This window comes from Paenibacillus sp. J22R67 (assembly GCF_059692175.1).
On the sequence record NZ_JCAUAX010000006.1, the window covers coordinates 277,135 to 294,022 of the forward strand.

Annotated in this window: 15 protein-coding genes; all 15 read left to right on the forward strand. The window is 38.3% G+C overall.

The window, feature by feature from the left end; translation table 11 throughout:
• The first annotated feature begins 132 nt into the window (after positions 1-132).
• The 15 genes from AC58VC_RS23260 (at position 133) to AC58VC_RS23330 (ending at position 16,225) form a co-directional block, all read left to right on the forward strand.
• The gene (locus tag AC58VC_RS23260; RefSeq protein ID WP_497371799.1) at positions 133-2,067 is read left to right on the forward strand and encodes an asparagine synthase-related protein; all 1,935 of its coding nucleotides are present in this window, start codon (positions 133-135) and stop codon (positions 2,065-2,067) included.
• Positions 2,068-2,081: 14 nt separating this feature from the next.
• The gene (locus tag AC58VC_RS23265) at positions 2,082-2,219 is read left to right on the forward strand and encodes a paeninodin family lasso peptide (RefSeq protein ID WP_497371801.1); all 138 of its coding nucleotides are present in this window, start codon (positions 2,082-2,084) and stop codon (positions 2,217-2,219) included.
• A gap of 109 nt (positions 2,220-2,328) precedes the next feature.
• A complete protein-coding gene (locus tag AC58VC_RS23270) occupies positions 2,329-3,255 on the forward strand; it encodes an aldolase (RefSeq protein ID WP_497371803.1) in 927 nt (308 codons plus the stop codon).
• 3 nt (positions 3,256-3,258) lie between these two features.
• On the forward strand, positions 3,259-3,558 hold the full coding sequence (locus tag AC58VC_RS23275) for a lasso peptide biosynthesis PqqD family chaperone (RefSeq protein WP_497371805.1): 300 nt from the start codon (positions 3,259-3,261) through the stop codon (positions 3,556-3,558).
• A gap of 38 nt (positions 3,559-3,596) precedes the next feature.
• The gene (locus AC58VC_RS23280) at positions 3,597-3,998 is read left to right on the forward strand and encodes a lasso peptide biosynthesis B2 protein (protein WP_497372137.1); all 402 of its coding nucleotides are present in this window, start codon (positions 3,597-3,599) and stop codon (positions 3,996-3,998) included.
• A 24-nt stretch (positions 3,999-4,022) separates the two neighbouring features.
• Entirely contained in the window at positions 4,023-5,207 is a 1,185-nt protein-coding gene (locus tag AC58VC_RS23285; RefSeq protein WP_497371807.1) for a nucleotidyltransferase domain-containing protein, read from the forward strand.
• A gap of 10 nt (positions 5,208-5,217) precedes the next feature.
• The gene (locus AC58VC_RS23290; RefSeq protein WP_497371809.1) at positions 5,218-7,023 is read left to right on the forward strand and encodes an ABC transporter ATP-binding protein; all 1,806 of its coding nucleotides are present in this window, start codon (positions 5,218-5,220) and stop codon (positions 7,021-7,023) included.
• A 151-nt stretch (positions 7,024-7,174) separates the two neighbouring features.
• Entirely contained in the window at positions 7,175-7,897 is a 723-nt protein-coding gene (locus AC58VC_RS23295; RefSeq protein ID WP_497371811.1) for a glycosyltransferase family 32 protein, read from the forward strand.
• Between the two features lie 26 nt (positions 7,898-7,923).
• A complete protein-coding gene (locus AC58VC_RS23300) occupies positions 7,924-8,526 on the forward strand; it encodes an acyltransferase (protein WP_497371813.1) in 603 nt (200 codons plus the stop codon).
• Positions 8,519-9,754, forward strand: a complete 1,236-nt coding sequence (locus AC58VC_RS23305) for a glycosyltransferase (RefSeq protein ID WP_497371815.1) — start codon at positions 8,519-8,521, stop codon at positions 9,752-9,754. Before AC58VC_RS23300 ends, AC58VC_RS23305 begins: the two co-directional genes overlap by 8 nt.
• The gene (locus AC58VC_RS23310) at positions 9,751-10,863 is read left to right on the forward strand and encodes a polysaccharide pyruvyl transferase family protein (RefSeq protein WP_497371817.1); all 1,113 of its coding nucleotides are present in this window, start codon (positions 9,751-9,753) and stop codon (positions 10,861-10,863) included. Before AC58VC_RS23305 ends, AC58VC_RS23310 begins: the two co-directional genes overlap by 4 nt.
• Positions 10,864-10,880: 17 nt before the next feature.
• Positions 10,881-12,062 (forward strand): glycosyltransferase, encoded by a 1,182-nt coding sequence (locus AC58VC_RS23315; RefSeq protein ID WP_497371819.1) that lies wholly within the window; start codon positions 10,881-10,883, stop codon positions 12,060-12,062.
• Positions 12,063-12,082: 20 nt separating this feature from the next.
• Entirely contained in the window at positions 12,083-13,639 is a 1,557-nt protein-coding gene (locus tag AC58VC_RS23320) for a lipopolysaccharide biosynthesis protein (protein ID WP_497371821.1), read from the forward strand.
• A 36-nt stretch (positions 13,640-13,675) separates the two neighbouring features.
• Positions 13,676-14,785, forward strand: coding sequence for an acyltransferase (locus tag AC58VC_RS23325; RefSeq protein ID WP_497371823.1), 1,110 nt, complete (start codon positions 13,676-13,678; stop codon positions 14,783-14,785).
• Positions 14,786-15,058: 273 nt separating this feature from the next.
• Positions 15,059-16,225 carry an acyltransferase family protein gene (locus tag AC58VC_RS23330; protein ID WP_497371825.1) on the forward strand — a complete coding sequence of 389 codons (1,167 nt, stop codon included), beginning with the start codon at positions 15,059-15,061 and terminating at the stop codon, positions 16,223-16,225.
• The last annotated feature ends 663 nt before the right edge of the window (positions 16,226-16,888 follow it).

Here is a 16,888-nt window from a genome sequence, read left to right on the forward strand (position 1 = left end):
GTGGTCAAATAAATGAAAAGTTTGTGGGGTTATTGAACAAGCATTAGAAGGCATAAGTTCATTCGATCGTTCTTTAAAAAGAACGTCACAACAGTGAAATACCAATTAATTAATCGTACTGCGAGGTATAAAATGAGTGCCATAGCCGGGATATTCCATTATGATCAAGAGCCCATAAATATCGAACATGGTCATCGTATGATGTTCGATTTAGAGAAATATCCAGCTGACGATGTTCAGGTATGGCACCATGAGAAGATCTTCCTGGGCTGTCATGCACAGTGGATCACGCCAGAGTCGATTGGTGAGCGATTGCCCTACTATGATCAGAATAGAAAGTTAGCTATTACGGCTGATGCGATTATAGATAACCGAGAAGAATTATTTGAGAAACTTCAAATAGAGCGAGGTCGGAGAACTGAGATACCTGATAGTGAACTGATTTTACTGGCCTATCACAAATGGGCTGAGGATGCTCCGAAGCATTTGATTGGCGATTTCGCTTTTATGATTTGGGATGAGAGGAAACAAAAGCTTTTTGGAGCCAGGGATTTCTCGGGAAGCCGAACACTTTACTTTCATCAAGGCCAGAGCAGGATTACCTTCTGTACCCTGATGCAGCCACTGCTAGCTCTACCTTACATACCCAAAAAGCTGAATGAAGATTGGGTTGCTGAATTCCTAGCCATTCCTCTAACGGTAGATGCAATGGATGGTTCAGCTACCGTGTATGAAAATATTAAACAATTACCGCCATCTCACTGCGTTTCTGTGGTGAATGGCAAGGTGACCTTTACTAGATACTGCAGCTCACCGATGGGGCAACCGTTACTACTAAAGTCCAACGGGGAGTATGAAGAGGCTTTTCGCGAAGTTTTTCAACAAGCCGTGTCAGCGAGGTTGCGAACACACCGTCAAGTAGGTGCTCATCTAAGCGGTGGACTCGACTCAGGGTCTGTTGCAAGCTTTGCTGCAAGGACGTTGAGAAGCGAGAATAAACGGTTACATACGTTCAGTTATGTTCCCGTTGATGATTTCAAAGGGGATTGGACTCCTAGAGGCCGATTCGCTGATGAAAGACCTTATATTCATTCCACTGTACAGCATGTAGGTAATATTAACGACAGCTATTTCGACTTCAAAGGGCTAAGTCCTCTGAGTGAAATTGATGATTGGCTGGATACGATGGAGATGCCTTACAAATTTTTTGAAAACTCCTTCTGGCTCAAGGGAATCTATGAGAAGGCTCACCAGCAAGAGATTGGAATTCTGCTGAATGGACAAAGAGGAAATTGGACCATATCGTGGGGACCGGCACTAGATTATCAAGTTATGCTGATGAGGAAAATGAAATGGGTACAACTTCACCATGAAGCCAAGCAATACAGCATCAATATGGGGAGCGGCAGGAAACGAATCCTTTCGTTGGTAGGAAAGAAAGCCTTTCCATTCATCGGGAAATTATTTACGCCCAAGGAAGCCGAATTTCCGAGCCTGATCAACCCGCTGTTCGCACAGAAAACAAATGTTCACTCCAAAATACAAGAGCACGGTTTCCATAGGACGGATTACTCCAATCAGAGTGCCTATGAGATCAGGAAAACCCAATTCGAACAACTGTATTATTGGAGTTTAAACGGTACAATAGGAACCAAATTATCATTGCGCTACTCACTTTGGGAACGTGATCCAACGAATGACTTAAGGGTCGCTCGGTTCTGTTTATCCGTACCAGAGGAACAATACGTTCAAAATGGTGTAGATCGTTCCTTAATCAGAAGGGCAACCGTCAACTACTTGCCTGATAAGATTAGGCTCAATCAGCGAACACGAGGTGTTCAAGGCGCTGATGGTGTACACCGTATGGCCTCATCATGGGATGCTTTTATCCAGGAAGCTGAAGCGTATATCCAAGATCCAATGATTAATCAGTATTTAAACGTTCAAGAATTGAAGATGGCACTATCAGAGATCAAGGTTGCGAAGCCTGAATATGTGTACCAATTCGGCTTTCGAATACTCATGCGTGGCCTTATATTTTCAAGATTCATTAAAAAATTTGCATGAGAGGGGGTGAATACATGCAAAATCTAACGAAAAAAGAATGGGCAACTCCAACATTGGAAGTTCTTGATGTTAAGATGACAATGGCAGGTCCTGGGATCAAAACCCCTGATGCAGTTCAACCGGATCCAACAGAATCAATTCATTTTAGCTAATTGCTACTAACTTAGAAAAGTGGTACCTATTGCCCTTATACTGTGACAGGTATAGGGGCTTTTATTAAAATATTGTGCGACAAGACTCGAAACATTTGGAGTGAGAATAATGATAGAAACCATAAATAAGGTCGTTTATAAAGCCTTTGGGTTATGCATTGCCAGTGATGTATTGATGCCTGAGTTGTCGCAGGCGTTGAGTCCTGATGAGCCCATAAACGTTGCTATTGAGATAACGGATTTGACTGATTTGTGGAATCAATCCGGCAGGCAGAATGAGATCTATGTAGTGAAGCAGAACTTTTTCATGTTTCAAGTAGCGGATACAGCCATATTCGCTATACAAAACGGAGACACCATTCAAGTCTCACCAATAGCTGGAGCAGACGAGGCGAAGATTCGGTTATTTCTACTCGGATCATGCATGGGCGCCTTACTCATGCAGAGGAAGATACTCCCTCTCCATGGCAGTGCTATTGCCATTGACGGAAAGGCTTATGCCTTTGTCGGACATTCAGGAGCAGGGAAATCAACGCTAGCATCGGCCTTTATTAACAAAGGATATCAATTGCTGAGCGATGATGTCATTGCTGTCACTTTTACGGAAGCTGGGATTCCTATGGTTATGCCTGCTTACCCTCAACAGAAGCTTTGGCAAGAAAGCTTAGTGGAATTCGGTATGGAGACAAGCAATTATCAATCGATCTTCCAGAGAGAGACGAAGTTTCTGGTTCCAGTATCCGATCATTTTTTAGCAGAACCAATCCCTCTAGCAGGGGTGTTTGAACTGAGACCTACGGAGAATGATCAAGTTGCCATGCTGCCCATTGAAGGATTATCGCGGCTCAGCACCTTGTTCTGTCAGACGTTCCGAAGCTCCCTCCTAGCCCAATTGCAGCTTCTGGATTGGCACTTTGAGACGATAGTGAAGATTTCCAAACACATTGAAATGTACCAATTGCATCGACCGATTACGGGGTTTACGGCTCCGGAGCTCACATCCTTAATACTCGAAACCGTCCATAAGGGGGAATAGCAAATGATTAAGAATCCACTTCTCACACTCCAAACTCAAGTTGCACAAGAACAAGGTAACATCGTTAGTGATATGGATGGCGACAAAGTCATGATGAACATTACCAACGGGAACTACTATAACCTTGGCCAGATAGGTGGCCGTATTTGGGAACTTATTGCTGCGCCTGTTTCAGTTGGAGACATCGTAAGTGCCCTGATGACAGAATATGAGGTCGAACAATCCGTGTGTGAGGAACAAGTATTTTCATTTCTGAAGCATCTGTTGGACCAGAAGCTTATCCACACTGGTGAAGAGCTGTGAATCGAGTCAAAGCTATACTTTCACTAGATTTACGGACGATGCTTCTATTCGTAGAGGCTTTGTTTTACTTGGGCTGGGCTCGTATTTTAGTGAAACTCCCGTTCACCAAGGTAGCTCCTTCACTTGGAATGGCGATGCATGAAACATCCACGATGCAAGTGGAAACGAATCGGATGATCCTACGGCAAATATCCAGTGCGATAGACATTATGAGCAAGTACACGCTCTGGGAAAGTAAATGTCTTGTAAGGGCTATAGCAGGTATGAAAATGCTAAATCGACGCCGAATTGAAAGCACCCTGTATTTGGGAACAGCCAAAGATGAATCCAAGAAGATGATTGCACATGCATGGCTGAGAAGCGGGCATTATTATGTAACAGGCAAAGAAGGAATGGAGAAATTTACTGTCGTTGGAAAATTCGCCAAAACGAATCCATAGCGGCAAGGGATAGGGAGTTATACGATGGGAACTGATTGGAACTTGGATTTAGCTGTTTTGCCAAATGAATTGAAACTGCTGCTCCTATTCGTGAAGAACGAAAGCGAGGGAAGCAAAACTCGTTATCAAGAAGATCTGTTTATGGGCACAGATTGGAATCTCTTCTTGGAACTAGCGCGGCATCATCGTGTCTATCCCTACATATTTAATCAAGTGAAAACGATGGATAGTGTTGTACCATCCTGTGTAATTCAAGAGCTGCGCCATGAATATCAGCGCAATACGTTTCACATGCTGCGTTTAAGCGGAGAGATGGAGCAATTCTGCAAATTACTGTCCGACAATGAGATTAAGGTTCTGCTACTTAAAGGCCCAGCCCTCGCTGCAGACCTGTATAATGATCTATCCAAGCGAACTTGCAGTGATTTGGATGTGCTTATTTCCATTGATGATTTGGACAAAACACATGAATTGCTGGTAAATGGCGGATACATTAGGGATGAGTACTTCTCGACCGTCTTGAATGACTGGAGATGGAGACATCATCACATGACCTATTTCCATCCTCAGAAGAAAATTAAGCTTGAAATTCATTGGAGACTTAATCCCGGCCCCTCATTTGAACCAGCTTTCAGCGAATTATGGGCAAGGAAGAGGCGTAGCACATTAACAAGTTCTCCTGTTTATATGTTGGGTTATGAAGATCTCTTTATGTTCCTGGTTTCACATGGTGCACGCCATGGATGGTCAAGGCTTCGCTGGCTATTAGATATGGATCGTATTCTAAGGATTCATCACGGCTGGGGGAAATTAGGTTTTCTTTTAAAAAAGTATCAACTAAAACATGTAGGAGGGCAAGCACTTCTATTATCCTCTGAGTTGTTAGGTACTCCTATCCCTGTGGAATTGAACGCACTAGCCGTTGGAAAACGACCTAAACAATTAGCACAGGAAACCTTATTCTATATTAAACAAATGATTCACCTGCATAAAGAACCACTGCCTGATGACGTTGCCAAATATCATAAACGCCACTTATTCACTTTAATGTCCTTTCAGTTAAAGCTGCTGTATGTACTAAGCTTTCTATATCCCTATCCGATGGATGTGGAAATAATGCCGCTGCCAAAGAGCCTCCATTTCTTATATTTTCCTCTGAGACCTTTCTTGTGGATTTGGAGAAAAACCCGGAAACAGGCATGGCTATAGGGGGAAACACATGGGCTACATCATTCATTATTTAAAAAAGCTGTATGCTTATTCAGGTAATAAACTAATTATTAGCGTCATTGGCATGGTATTAATTAGTTTACTTGAAGGTGCAGGTGTATTTTTGCTGCTTCCTATCATAAGCGCTAGCGGCATTGCCAACGTAAATACAGGTGCATCTCCGATTTCTGGCCTCTTGACCTTTCTGCAAAATTTTCCGAAGGCATTAGGGTTGCCCCTTATTCTCGGTATGTTTGTTGTCTTGATGTTTGGCCAAAATTGGTTGCAGCGGTTTCTCACCATTAGAGAAGCTACCATTCAGCAGAAATTTCTCCGTCACCTAAGATTGGACACGTATACAGCTTTGATGCAGTCGAATTGGATCTTTTTTATAAAACGTAGAAAATCGGATCTCATTAACTCTCTAACTACGGAGCTAACCAGAGTGGGATTCGGAACAACGTTAATCCTTCAACTTATTGCTTCCGTCATCTTTACACTGATTCAAATCGGTTTAGCTTTTTGGCTATCTCCGGTCATGACACTTTTTGTTCTAGCCTTCGGTTTCATCCTCACCTTATTTTCTCGTCAATTTATCAAAAAAGCGAAATCCCTTGGTGGGCAAACCTCCGAATTGTCACAAAGCTTTCTTGCTGGGATTACCGATCAGCTTGGAGGCATTAAGGACATTAAAAGCAATACGCTGGAGGGATCCAGGCTAGCTTGGTTTCACTCCCTAACTCAGAAAATAATGAATGAGCAGGTTGATTATATAAAGCTAAGATCAGCTTCCCAATTTTTCTATAAAGCAGCCTCTGCGATATTAATTGCTTCCTTTATTTATCTTTCTGTCACCTTGTTTCACACGAAAGTGGAGCAGCTATTGTTAATTATCGTAATTTTCTCTCGGCTGTGGCCACGCTTTACCAGCATACAGTCCAATATGGAACAGATAGCTTCCTCCATTCCTGCCTTTCGTTCACTACTTCAATTGCAAGAGGAATTCGCCAATGCCAGGGAGTTTCATGCGGAGAATGAGCAGGATTCTAAAGGAGTATCTCCGATAGCTGTGAAATATGGCATTGAGTGCCGCCAAGTATCCTTTCGTTACAACCGGAATGAGGCTACATATGCACTAACGGACATTAACCTCCATATCCCGGCACTGCAAATGACAGCTATCGTGGGACGTTCAGGTGCCGGCAAAAGTACCCTAGTTGATATCATTATGGGCCTTATGCAACCCGAAATAGGGCAGGTGTTGATCGATGGGGAGCCGCTTCAGGATGACAAGATATTGTCCTTACGGAAATCCATAAGCTATGTTTCACAGGATCCTTTTCTCTTTCATGCAAGTATTCGGGAGAATCTCTTGATGATCAGCCCAGAGGCATCTGAAGGGCAGATGTGGGAAGCACTTGAGTTCTCGGCAGCTGATGAATTCGTTAGAAAGCTCCCTCAAGGCTTGGATACAATCATCGGTGACAGGGGTGTGCGGTTCTCTGGTGGAGAACGGCAGCGGCTTGTGCTCGCCCGAGCAATCTTGAGAAAGCCATCCATCCTTGTGCTTGATGAGGCAACGAGTGCTTTGGATACTGAGAATGAGGCGGGGATTCAAGAGGCACTAGATTTGCTCAAAGGAAAAATAACGCTAGTCGTTATCGCTCACCGCTTATCAACCATACGAAATGCGGATCAAGTGATTGTTCTGGATCAGGGGAGCGTTATTCAACAAGGAGATTACGACCAGTTGGCCGGAGAACGAGATGGTCAGTTTTCCAACTTGTTAGGCAACCAACTAGCCGTTAGTTCTTAGTTAAGAATTAAGACTGTGTAAAAGTTCTCTAATGAAGTACATCAAGGTTGACATGTTCTTTATAAAGAACTAATATAGAGAATAAGCAGATGTTCTTTATCAAGAACTATGCTGCCTTAGGCACAGGCTGTCGGATAAGGGAGATTATCAAATGACAATTCCAAAAATCATTCATTATTGTTGGTTTGGCGGGAAAGAAAAGCCAGATATCGTTAAGCGCTGCATAGCAAGCTGGCATAACCGTCTCACTGACTATCAATTCATAGAGTGGAACGAAAACAACTTTGATGTCAACAGAAACGCCTATGTGAAGCAAGCTTATGAAGCGGGCAAATTTGCGTTCGTCAGCGACTATGCAAGGGTGTTTGCGCTATATCACTTTGGCGGTATTTATTTAGACACCGATGTTGAAGTGTTCAAATCCTTTGACGACCTGCTGCATCATGAGTCATTCTGGGGGTTTGAGCAGGAGAATTTTATTGCAACGAGTACGATCGGGGCTGCAAAAGAAAATAAATTGATCCAAGTTTTTATGGATTCCTATCAGAATAAGAACTTCATTCGGGAAGATGGCTCTTTTGATTCGCTAACCAACGTTGCCTTGATAACGGAGATATTAGGAGACTGGGGCGTTGAGCCGAGTGGTCTCTATCAAGACATAGAGGGGGTTGGCACCTTTTATCCCCAAACGTATTTTTCTCCCTATGATTACATTAACTGCAGGACATTTATGTCCTCAAATACTTATGCCATGCATCATTTTTATAAGAGCTGGTTGCCTCCTAAGGCGCGGTTGAAGGGTCAGATGAAATGGCTGCTGGCAAAGATTATCGGCGGTAATAATATTGCTAAGTTACGAAAATTAATGAGTTAAAATAAATCCTCTGGGAGAACAGTATGATGCGTATCTTTGCGAAAATCCTATCTACCATCATGAAGGAAAGCCGCGATAGGGGACTTTACTACACAATCCTTATGAATTTATCCCATGTGATTGGTATCCTGAGGGCCTATCTGAATAAGCTTATCTATTTTAAAAATATCAAATCATCCATATTCTCACTTCAAGCTAACAGCAGGATTGAGGCATACAGCAAGCATGCTAGGATTCGTGTTGGTAAATTCGTGTTTATCCGGAAAAATACGAGCATAAGAGTCGATCACTATGGGGAACTCCTGATTGACGATAAAGTTTTTATTAATGATAACTGTAATATTAATTGTGCTTATAAGATTTCAATAGGCAAGTATACCAAGATAGCTCCGAACGTGAGTATCAATGATCATGACCACAATTTTAAAAATGCAACAGAGGATCATCTTGTTAGAGGTGAAGTCGTGATAGGGGAAAATGTATGGATTGGTTCGAACGTTGTGATTCTAAGAGATACGTTCATCGGAGATAATGCTGTAATTGCGGCTGGCAGCGTAGTGAAGGGGAAAGTTCCTGCGAATACAGTCTTCTTAAATAAAAGGGAAAAGAGCTATATTCAATATGCGTAAAATACTGATTACTGTCTATGACATGGAAATTGGCGGAATCGAAAGAAGCTTAATCAACATGCTCGAAAGCTTCGATTACGATAACTATGAAGTGGATTTATTCATCTGTCATCACTCAGGAGATTTTCTTAGCTTGATACCGGAGAAAGTTAATCTTCTGCCGCAGATACCTAAATACACGGTATTTAGAAAATCAATGATTGATTGCTTGAAAGAAGGACATTTCTCGGCCTTATTTATTAGATTGCTGAGTAAAACAATTGCCTCTATGAAAGCTAGAGCTAGACGTTTAAAAGAAGGCTCTGGGTATATTCAAATGCAGCTTGATCTTAAATACACTTCCTATGTGTTACCTAGGTTTAAGCAGAATTACGATTTGGCTATTAGCTATGCCTGGCCTCATGATATTGTGGCAAATAAGGTATCCGCGGCTAAGAAAATAGCTTGGATCCATACAGACTATAGCGAGCTAGAAATAGATAATAACATTGACTTAGCAGCTTGGAAGAAGTTCGATGTTATAGCTTCTATCTCGGATGCATGTACAGAAGCATTTCTAAGCACATACCCTTCCTTACAAGACAAAATTAAGCTTATTGAGAATATTACTTCACCTAGTTTTATTCGAAAGATGGCGGAAAGCGATATTCCGTTACATGAAAGATATCAAGATGGTTTTACCATTGTATCTGTTGGAAGACTTTCTTATGTTAAGGGTTTTGATATGGCTGTCAAGGCATTGAGACTGTTACATGATAAAGGTCTAACCCAAATAAAGTGGCTAGTCGTAGGGTATGGTGGTTACGAGGATGAACTTAAACAGTTAATAGCCAATAACCATTTAGAAGAAAGCTTCGTGTTACTAGGTAAGAAAGTAAATCCATATCCTTATATTAAGGCATGCGACTTGTACGTCCAGCCCTCCAGGTATGAAGGCAAAGCAGTGACGGTAACTGAGGCCAAAATACTAGGTAAGCCGATCTTGATTACCAATTATCCAACTGCGAGCAGTCAGATTGAGGATGGGGTAGAGGGTTTCATTTGTGGGTTGAGTGTTGAAGGGATTGCGGATGGGATAGAGCGGTTATTTTCAGATAGTGAGTTAAGAGCTAACTTCGCTAACAATTGCTTGCAAATGGATTATAGCAATAACGATGAATTGAATAAACTATACAGCATAGTGCATGTTCCAGAGCAGAGCTATGTAATGAAGGAAGTGACAGTATGAAGGTTTGTACAATTACTTGCCATGATGTTTATAATCATGGTGCTTCGTTGCAGGCCTATGGGTTATTGAAATACCTAAAGAACAGCGGTCATGAGGCAGAAATTATTGATTATAAACCTGATTATTTAAGTAATCATTATAATTTATGGAGCGTAGATAACCCTAGATGGGAGAAGAACTTTGTCACCAAGTATCTTTATTTATTATTGAAAATACCAAGTAGATTGCGAGAACGAGCTAGGAAAAGGGCATTTGATAAATTTAAAGATGATTACTTACGAATTACCGAGATGAGATATGAATCAAATGAGGAATTAAAGAATAATACCCCTTACGCGGATGCCTATATATGTGGCAGTGATCAAATTTGGAATTGCTTGCACAAGAATGGTAAGGATCCTGCGTTCTACTTAGACTTTGTTCCAGATAAAAAAATAAAGGCCTCTTATGCTGCAAGCTTCGCGACAGATACCATCGCATCCGAATATCAGCCGGTTGTAAAACAAAGAGTTGAGAGGCTAGATGCTGTAGGTGTGAGAGAGAAGAGTGGCGTTGAAATCCTAAATAAGTTGAATATTCAGAAAGCCAATCATGTTGTTGATCCCGTGTTTTTGTTAGACAAGAATGATTGGAACGACATGTGTAAAAAGGAATTTCAAGAAAAATACATACTTATATACGATTTTGATAACAGCAGCCTAATAAAGAAAATAGCTTTAGAAATCGCGAAGGCAAAGGGGTATAAGATTTACACGATTTATTCAGGCAAGCTTAAATATGCAGATAAGTATTTTACATTAGATGGACCTGAGACATTTGTATCTCTTGTCAGAGACGCACAATTTGTTATATCGAACTCGTTTCATGCAGCTGTTTTTTCAGTTCTTTATGAGAAAATGTTCGTTATTGTGAACAGAAATGAAGCAATAAATACAAGAATGAGAGATTTGTTAGACGATTTACAGTTAAAGGATAGGCTTGTTGACGAGAAATACAGCTTAGAAAAGGTACTATCAGAAATTAATTATAAAGAGAGCAATGCGATATTACATGAGAAAATTAGACTTTCAAAAAAATATTTACAGGATGTACTTGCCATTCAGAAATGAAGTGAGAGGACTCATGTATGAAAAAGATACTTTTTGTCATTGACTCCTTGCACAGCGGGGGAGCTGAGAAAAGTTTATTATCTTTACTTTCCTTATTTGATTATGAAAAATATCAAGTAGATTTGCTTATGTTTTCACAGGATGGATTGTATCTCCCGCTTCTCCCCAAAGAAGTTAATGTGTTAGATGTCCCAGCCTATATCCTAGGACAGACGAACGGAGTTAAAAATTTAATTATTAATAGAAAGTTTAAAGAGTTGTACTTAAGATTTAGAGGATCAATAGCGCTGAGAAATCCATACAAAATTAAAAAGATGCATGGAGCACAAATTAGCTGGAACTGGACATCTAAGGGAATCGATAATTTGACAGAAAAATATGATGTAGCGATAGCCTACAGTCAAGGTACACCAACTTACTTTGTAGCTGAAAAAGTCATTGCAAAGAAAAAGATTTGTTGGGTTAATACAGATTATAAAGTTGCTCCGTACAATAAGAATTTTGATCTCGAGTACTATGAATATTTTGACTATGTTACGGCTGTATCAGAGTTAAACAAAGAGGTATTCATTCAAGAGATGCCAATTGCAAAAGGTAAAACTAATGTCGTATACGATATTATTTCACCGAATTTAGTTACTTCAATGGCTAATGATTTAGGTGGTTTCACAGATGAATACGATGGCGCACGGATATTAACCATAGGAAGACTGGTAGATGCTAAAGGCTACGACATGGCAATTGAAGCTTCTTATAAATTAAAAAATCATGGTTTTAAACACAAGTGGTATGTAATTGGTGAAGGGCATTTGAAGGATAATTTGAAAGCAATGATCAAGAAATATGATTTAGAAGATACATTCATCTTACTGGGTACCTTTCATAATCCGTATGTATACTTAAAACAATGTGATATTTATGTCCAACCATCCAGATTCGAGGGTTTTGGTTTGGCTATTGCAGAGGCCAAAATACTGGAAAGACCTGTTGTTGCCACAAACTTCACTGTTATTCATGGTCAGATTAAGGATGGCGTGAACGGATTAATTGTAAATATGAACTCTGATGATCTGTATGTAGGTGTAAGTAAAGTTTTAGCTGACAGCGGCTTAAGGGAACATATTCGCGGGAATCTAAGGAAAGAAAGCATAGGCACAGAAGATGAAATAAATAAAGTGTACGCTATGATTGAGTCATAACTAAAGATGGTGAGCTATGAATGAGAGTCCGTAAAGCAAGTATTAACGTTATCGTAAATTTACTAACCTTCATGCTAGGGTTATTGCCTTCGTTTATTGTGAGGAAGGCATTTTTGGATTCACTAGGAAATGAATTATTAGGGCTAACCTCGTTGTATACCAATATCATTGGTTTACTCTCCATTGTTGAACTTGGTATCGGGAGTGCCATTATTTATTCCTTGTATAAACCCTTTGCTGAGAATGACCAGGTTAAGGTAAAGGGATATTTACAGTTTTACTCCAAATTTTATAATGTGGTTGGTCTTATCATTTTACTGCTAGGCATAATCATGACTTTCTTTTTAGAGTTTTTTATCAAGGATCAAGTTAACTTATTGGATGCACAGTTTTATTTTCTATTATTTTTAGTAAATACGATAATTACCTACTTTTTCTCTTATAAGATATGTATTTTAAACGTGGCACAAGATGGTTATAAAGTAGCAATAGGAACTACTGCAAGTAAATTGTTAGTATCTTTCTTACAATTAGTATTGTTGAAATTTTATCCTAGTTTATACGTATTTTTAGCTACTCAAATAGTGGTAAGTTTACTCTATTTTTTATTTATGGATTTATACATTAAGAGTAAATATCCATGGATTAAGAAGACATCGGGTGAGATAACCTTAGAGGAAAGATCATCATTAATCAAGAATGTCAAAGCATTATTCATGCATAAAATTGGCGGTATTTTAGTACTAGGGACAAGTAACATAGTGATATCAGCTTTTATCAATCTTACGGTTGTAGGCATATTTAATAGTTACAGCATGATACTTGGTGCTGCTCAAGGGCTAATTTCCAGCTCACTTTCAGGTGTTTCAGCTAGTGTTGGAAATCTATTGGTGGACGGAGATAAAGTAACGATATATAAAGTTCACAAAAGACTATTTTTCTTGAGTTTCTGGTTAGCTTCCTTTGCAACCATTTCATTGTTGAATACGATACAACAATTTGTACTATTATGGTTAGGTGACGGCCAAGTACTAAATCAGTTAACTGTCATTCTGTTAGTAGTTAATTTCTATTTCTTTTTGATGCGAGGATCTGTTGAACGCTTTAAAGAGGGTGGAGGAATTTATGTTCAAGATCGATATGCGCCATTAGCAGAGGCCACTATAAATTTAGGTACATCAATTATTTTGGTTAAGTTAATTGGCTTACCTGGAGTGCTTTTGGGGACCTTATTAAGTAATGTGACGGTTATATTCTGGATAAAGCCCAAAATGGTCTATAAGTATATTTTCAAGGTTAATTTAGTCGAATATTTCAAAATGTATGTCAAATACCTGCTCATTGCTTGTATTCCTCTAATATTGACTTACTTTGCAACAATACCTGTAAAAGATACGAAAACTGTATATGCACTCATGAGTAACTGTATGATCAATATCATACTGATTAATATTATTTATTACCTCATATTTAGGAAGAACGAAGAGTTTATTTATTTTAGAGGTATTCTCAGCAATCTGATTAAAGAATCTAAAATTCGAATTGACTCAATACGTTTGAGACATAAGAATTATTAATTACTATTTTATTTCTCATTCTCGGAGGTGAATGACATGACATCAGAGGTAAAGAGCAATAGTAGATTTCCAGAATTAGATTTTATAAGAGCAATAGCTGTAATCGCAGTTATTGCTATTCATGTGACCAGTATTAACTTGACGAAAATGCCTTCAGACCAATTCACATTTATTTCAAGCGTTGTTATAAATCAACTGAGTCGCTTTAGTGTGCCGGCGTTTTTATTTGTTTCTGGCGTGTTGGCATTTCAGAGCTATATGAGGAATAGCTATTTGAAGCTAATTAAAGGAAAGATCAGGGATTTAATTATTCCTTATCTAGTTTGGACTAGTTTAGGTTTAATTTTCTTCCTCTCTTATTCCAGTAATTACAAAGGTATTATTATGATTTTTCTAACAGGTAATGGGCCATTCTATCAGCTTTATTATATTCCCTTACTGTTTCAGATGTTTATTTTCTTGCCATTGATAATCAAAATAACAGCAAGTAAAAAGGCAGTAATCAGTTTACTGCTTATAAATATTTTAATGTATGTCGGATATCAAATGTTATTAGTGAGGACTGTTTTACCCAAGGATTTAGTTGGATCAGCGAGCTCAATCTTGCAATCTTCATTATTTATTTGGATAAGTTACTTCTGTATAGGTTTATATGCAGCACAATATTATTCAAAATTGCTTAATTTTATAAAAACAAAACCAATAGCCATATTTATTGCAATTTATGTAGTTTCTGCAATCACTTTAGTTACTGAGACTTTACTAAGCTTTGGAGTTGTAAAACAAGTGGAATTAATGGGTTATTTTAGGGTGACTATCATTATTTATTCACTGGCCTCCATGGCGCTACTATTAAAAATTGGTATTACATATGAAAAGAAATTATTTACAAAACTATATAGAAACTCTTTTGGTATTTATCTTATTCATGTGGCTATTATTAGGGTGATTTTCCTAATCAATTCAGTATTATTCTCAAATATATTTTTAATAGTCTTGAGTACATTTATTACAATAATTGGATCCTATTGGAGCGTTGAGATGATAAAAAGAGTTCCATTCTCATCATTCTTACTTGGGGGGGAAAAAAGAAGCACAAGTCACAGGCATACACTGCTACATCTGCATGAAGAAAAAAGGTTATGAAATTCTTTTAAATATTGGAGTTTAAAGTAATGTACTAAAAATTGGTTACACCACCTATTTTCATATTATACTTTTCTCCTCACGATCCTATATAGACTTGAATTTAATGCATGTTTTATTTTTAGACTTCAATTTTCCTACAATTATCTTGTAGCTTGAAATTAGTGGTAAATACAGTGACAAATAGTCATAAAATTAATAATTAGGTATCTCAAGGCTATTGTAGTTAGGAATTGAAATTTTTCTAATAATTAAACGGAGGTTTTAAAGGAAATGAATAATCGTATCGAACAACTAGATTCAATACGTGGATTAGCTGCGTTGATTGTTTTTTTTAGTCACATACCAATGATTGGGTTGCCACTTGTTGCTATTAATTTATTAAAGGTAATTGGAATAATAAACGGACATGCGTCCGTTATTATTTTTTTTGTACTAAGTGGTTTTGTGCTGTCAATACCATTTTTCAAAAGAAATGAAATAGACTATTTTCCTTACGTAATAAAACGAATATTTAGAATATACCTTCCGTACTTAGTAGCTATGGTATTTGCCATAGTTTTATCACAGATATTTTACAATGTTAGTTTAAGTGGTTTGGGGGATTGGTCAAATAAATTATGGAAGACTCCACTTACCGCTGAACTAATCATTAATCATATTTATCTAATGGGAAATACGCCTACAGACGCATTCAATGGTGTTATATGGTCCTTAATTCATGAACTAAGGATATCATTAATCTTTCCATTCATATTAATATTAGTGAAACGCTATAATTGGAAAGTAAGTATTCTATTATGTTTACTCTTATCAGCGTTGGCTGGCTTAAATAATATATTTCACATCCAAACACCACGCGGTTATCTTGTCACCTATTTTGACTCTATTACTTATTTATCCGTATTTATACTAGGGTCACTTGTCGCTAAACACAGAGAACTGATTGTAACGCATTATCTTAGTTTAAATATTAAGTTGAAGTGGACGATATTGGGATTGTCATTTTGTTTTTACAATTACTTCGGGTATATAATATATTATTTAGCAGGAAAAATAAATTTGGGAATATTTACATCGTATAGTTTAGTATTAATAGAACATGGAACTTCTATTGGAGCTATTGGATTTATAATAACAGCAATGGGATCGTCGCAAATTTCAAGTATATTAATGCGGAAATCTATTACATTTTTAGGTAAAATATCATATAGTTTATATTTGTTTCACATGCCTGTACTGTTAAGTTGTGTTTATGTGTTGTACGGAAAAGTTTCTATATTCTCTTTATGTATTATCGCAACATTACTAAGCGTTTCGGTATCCACGCTGGCTTGGGCATTAATAGAGAACCCATGTAATAAAATGGGCAGATTACTGGCTACAAATGTGAAGATTGGTACGAACAAAAAGATTAAAAAAATAAATAAAGTTGCATAAAAATACGGAAAACTTTGCGTCAATCCAGAAGTATCAGCAGAATTCAGCTCAAGATGAAGAGTATAAAAAAAGGTTGTGTGACGGCCATTGATAAATGTTCCAAGAAGTAAACTGGATGGATTAATTCAGGTTATATCAGAATTCCCATTTAGATGCTGTTTTGAAAATTGAGGTTTACCCTTAATGCAGAATGAAACGTGTACATATCTCCACAACAAGAGTGGGTCGCCGAACAATTGATCGTGAGAGGTATCAGCGGCTATACTTCGGATTCAAACAATAACTTTAGTAACAAATAAAGATGGTCACCAGGAGTATCTCGGGGGACAGGAAGGAAAAGTGTGTTTGAAGCACCTGAGTAAGTCAGGAAAAAAGAAAAAATTGAGTGAAACCTTACGGAAACTAGACAGCCGAAGGGTTTCTTCTTTTGCTGTTTACGAGGTTACACAACGTGATGGAACAAAACGTAGATGACTACTATAGGACAGAACATGAACAAGATTGCCCTTCAATTAGAACATATAGACTAGACAGTATAAAATCCCCGGATGCTTGACAAGTTGCTCTCTCAAAAACAAAAGAGAAACCCGCCGTTTTGAATAAACGTGGTTTCTCTATATCTGAATAACTATGTTTAATTACTTTCGTTGACTTGGTGAAAAT

Coding starts and splice junctions, on each gene's coding strand:
- AC58VC_RS23260 (WP_497371799.1), top strand. CDS start 133: ATGAGTGCCATAGCCGGGATATTCCATTATGATCAAGAGCCCATAAAT.
- AC58VC_RS23265 (WP_497371801.1), top strand. CDS start 2,082: ATGCAAAATCTAACGAAAAAAGAATGGGCAACTCCAACATTGGAAGTT.
- AC58VC_RS23270 (WP_497371803.1), top strand. CDS start 2,329: ATGATAGAAACCATAAATAAGGTCGTTTATAAAGCCTTTGGGTTATGC.
- AC58VC_RS23275 (WP_497371805.1), top strand. CDS start 3,259: ATGATTAAGAATCCACTTCTCACACTCCAAACTCAAGTTGCACAAGAA.
- AC58VC_RS23280 (WP_497372137.1), top strand. CDS start 3,597: ATGCTTCTATTCGTAGAGGCTTTGTTTTACTTGGGCTGGGCTCGTATT.
- AC58VC_RS23285 (WP_497371807.1), top strand. CDS start 4,023: ATGGGAACTGATTGGAACTTGGATTTAGCTGTTTTGCCAAATGAATTG.
- AC58VC_RS23290 (WP_497371809.1), top strand. CDS start 5,218: ATGGGCTACATCATTCATTATTTAAAAAAGCTGTATGCTTATTCAGGT.
- AC58VC_RS23295 (WP_497371811.1), top strand. CDS start 7,175: ATGACAATTCCAAAAATCATTCATTATTGTTGGTTTGGCGGGAAAGAA.
- AC58VC_RS23300 (WP_497371813.1), top strand. CDS start 7,924: ATGCGTATCTTTGCGAAAATCCTATCTACCATCATGAAGGAAAGCCGC.
- AC58VC_RS23305 (WP_497371815.1), top strand. CDS start 8,519: ATGCGTAAAATACTGATTACTGTCTATGACATGGAAATTGGCGGAATC.
- AC58VC_RS23310 (WP_497371817.1), top strand. CDS start 9,751: ATGAAGGTTTGTACAATTACTTGCCATGATGTTTATAATCATGGTGCT.
- AC58VC_RS23315 (WP_497371819.1), top strand. CDS start 10,881: ATGAAAAAGATACTTTTTGTCATTGACTCCTTGCACAGCGGGGGAGCT.
- AC58VC_RS23320 (WP_497371821.1), top strand. CDS start 12,083: ATGAGAGTCCGTAAAGCAAGTATTAACGTTATCGTAAATTTACTAACC.
- AC58VC_RS23325 (WP_497371823.1), top strand. CDS start 13,676: ATGACATCAGAGGTAAAGAGCAATAGTAGATTTCCAGAATTAGATTTT.
- AC58VC_RS23330 (WP_497371825.1), top strand. CDS start 15,059: ATGAATAATCGTATCGAACAACTAGATTCAATACGTGGATTAGCTGCG.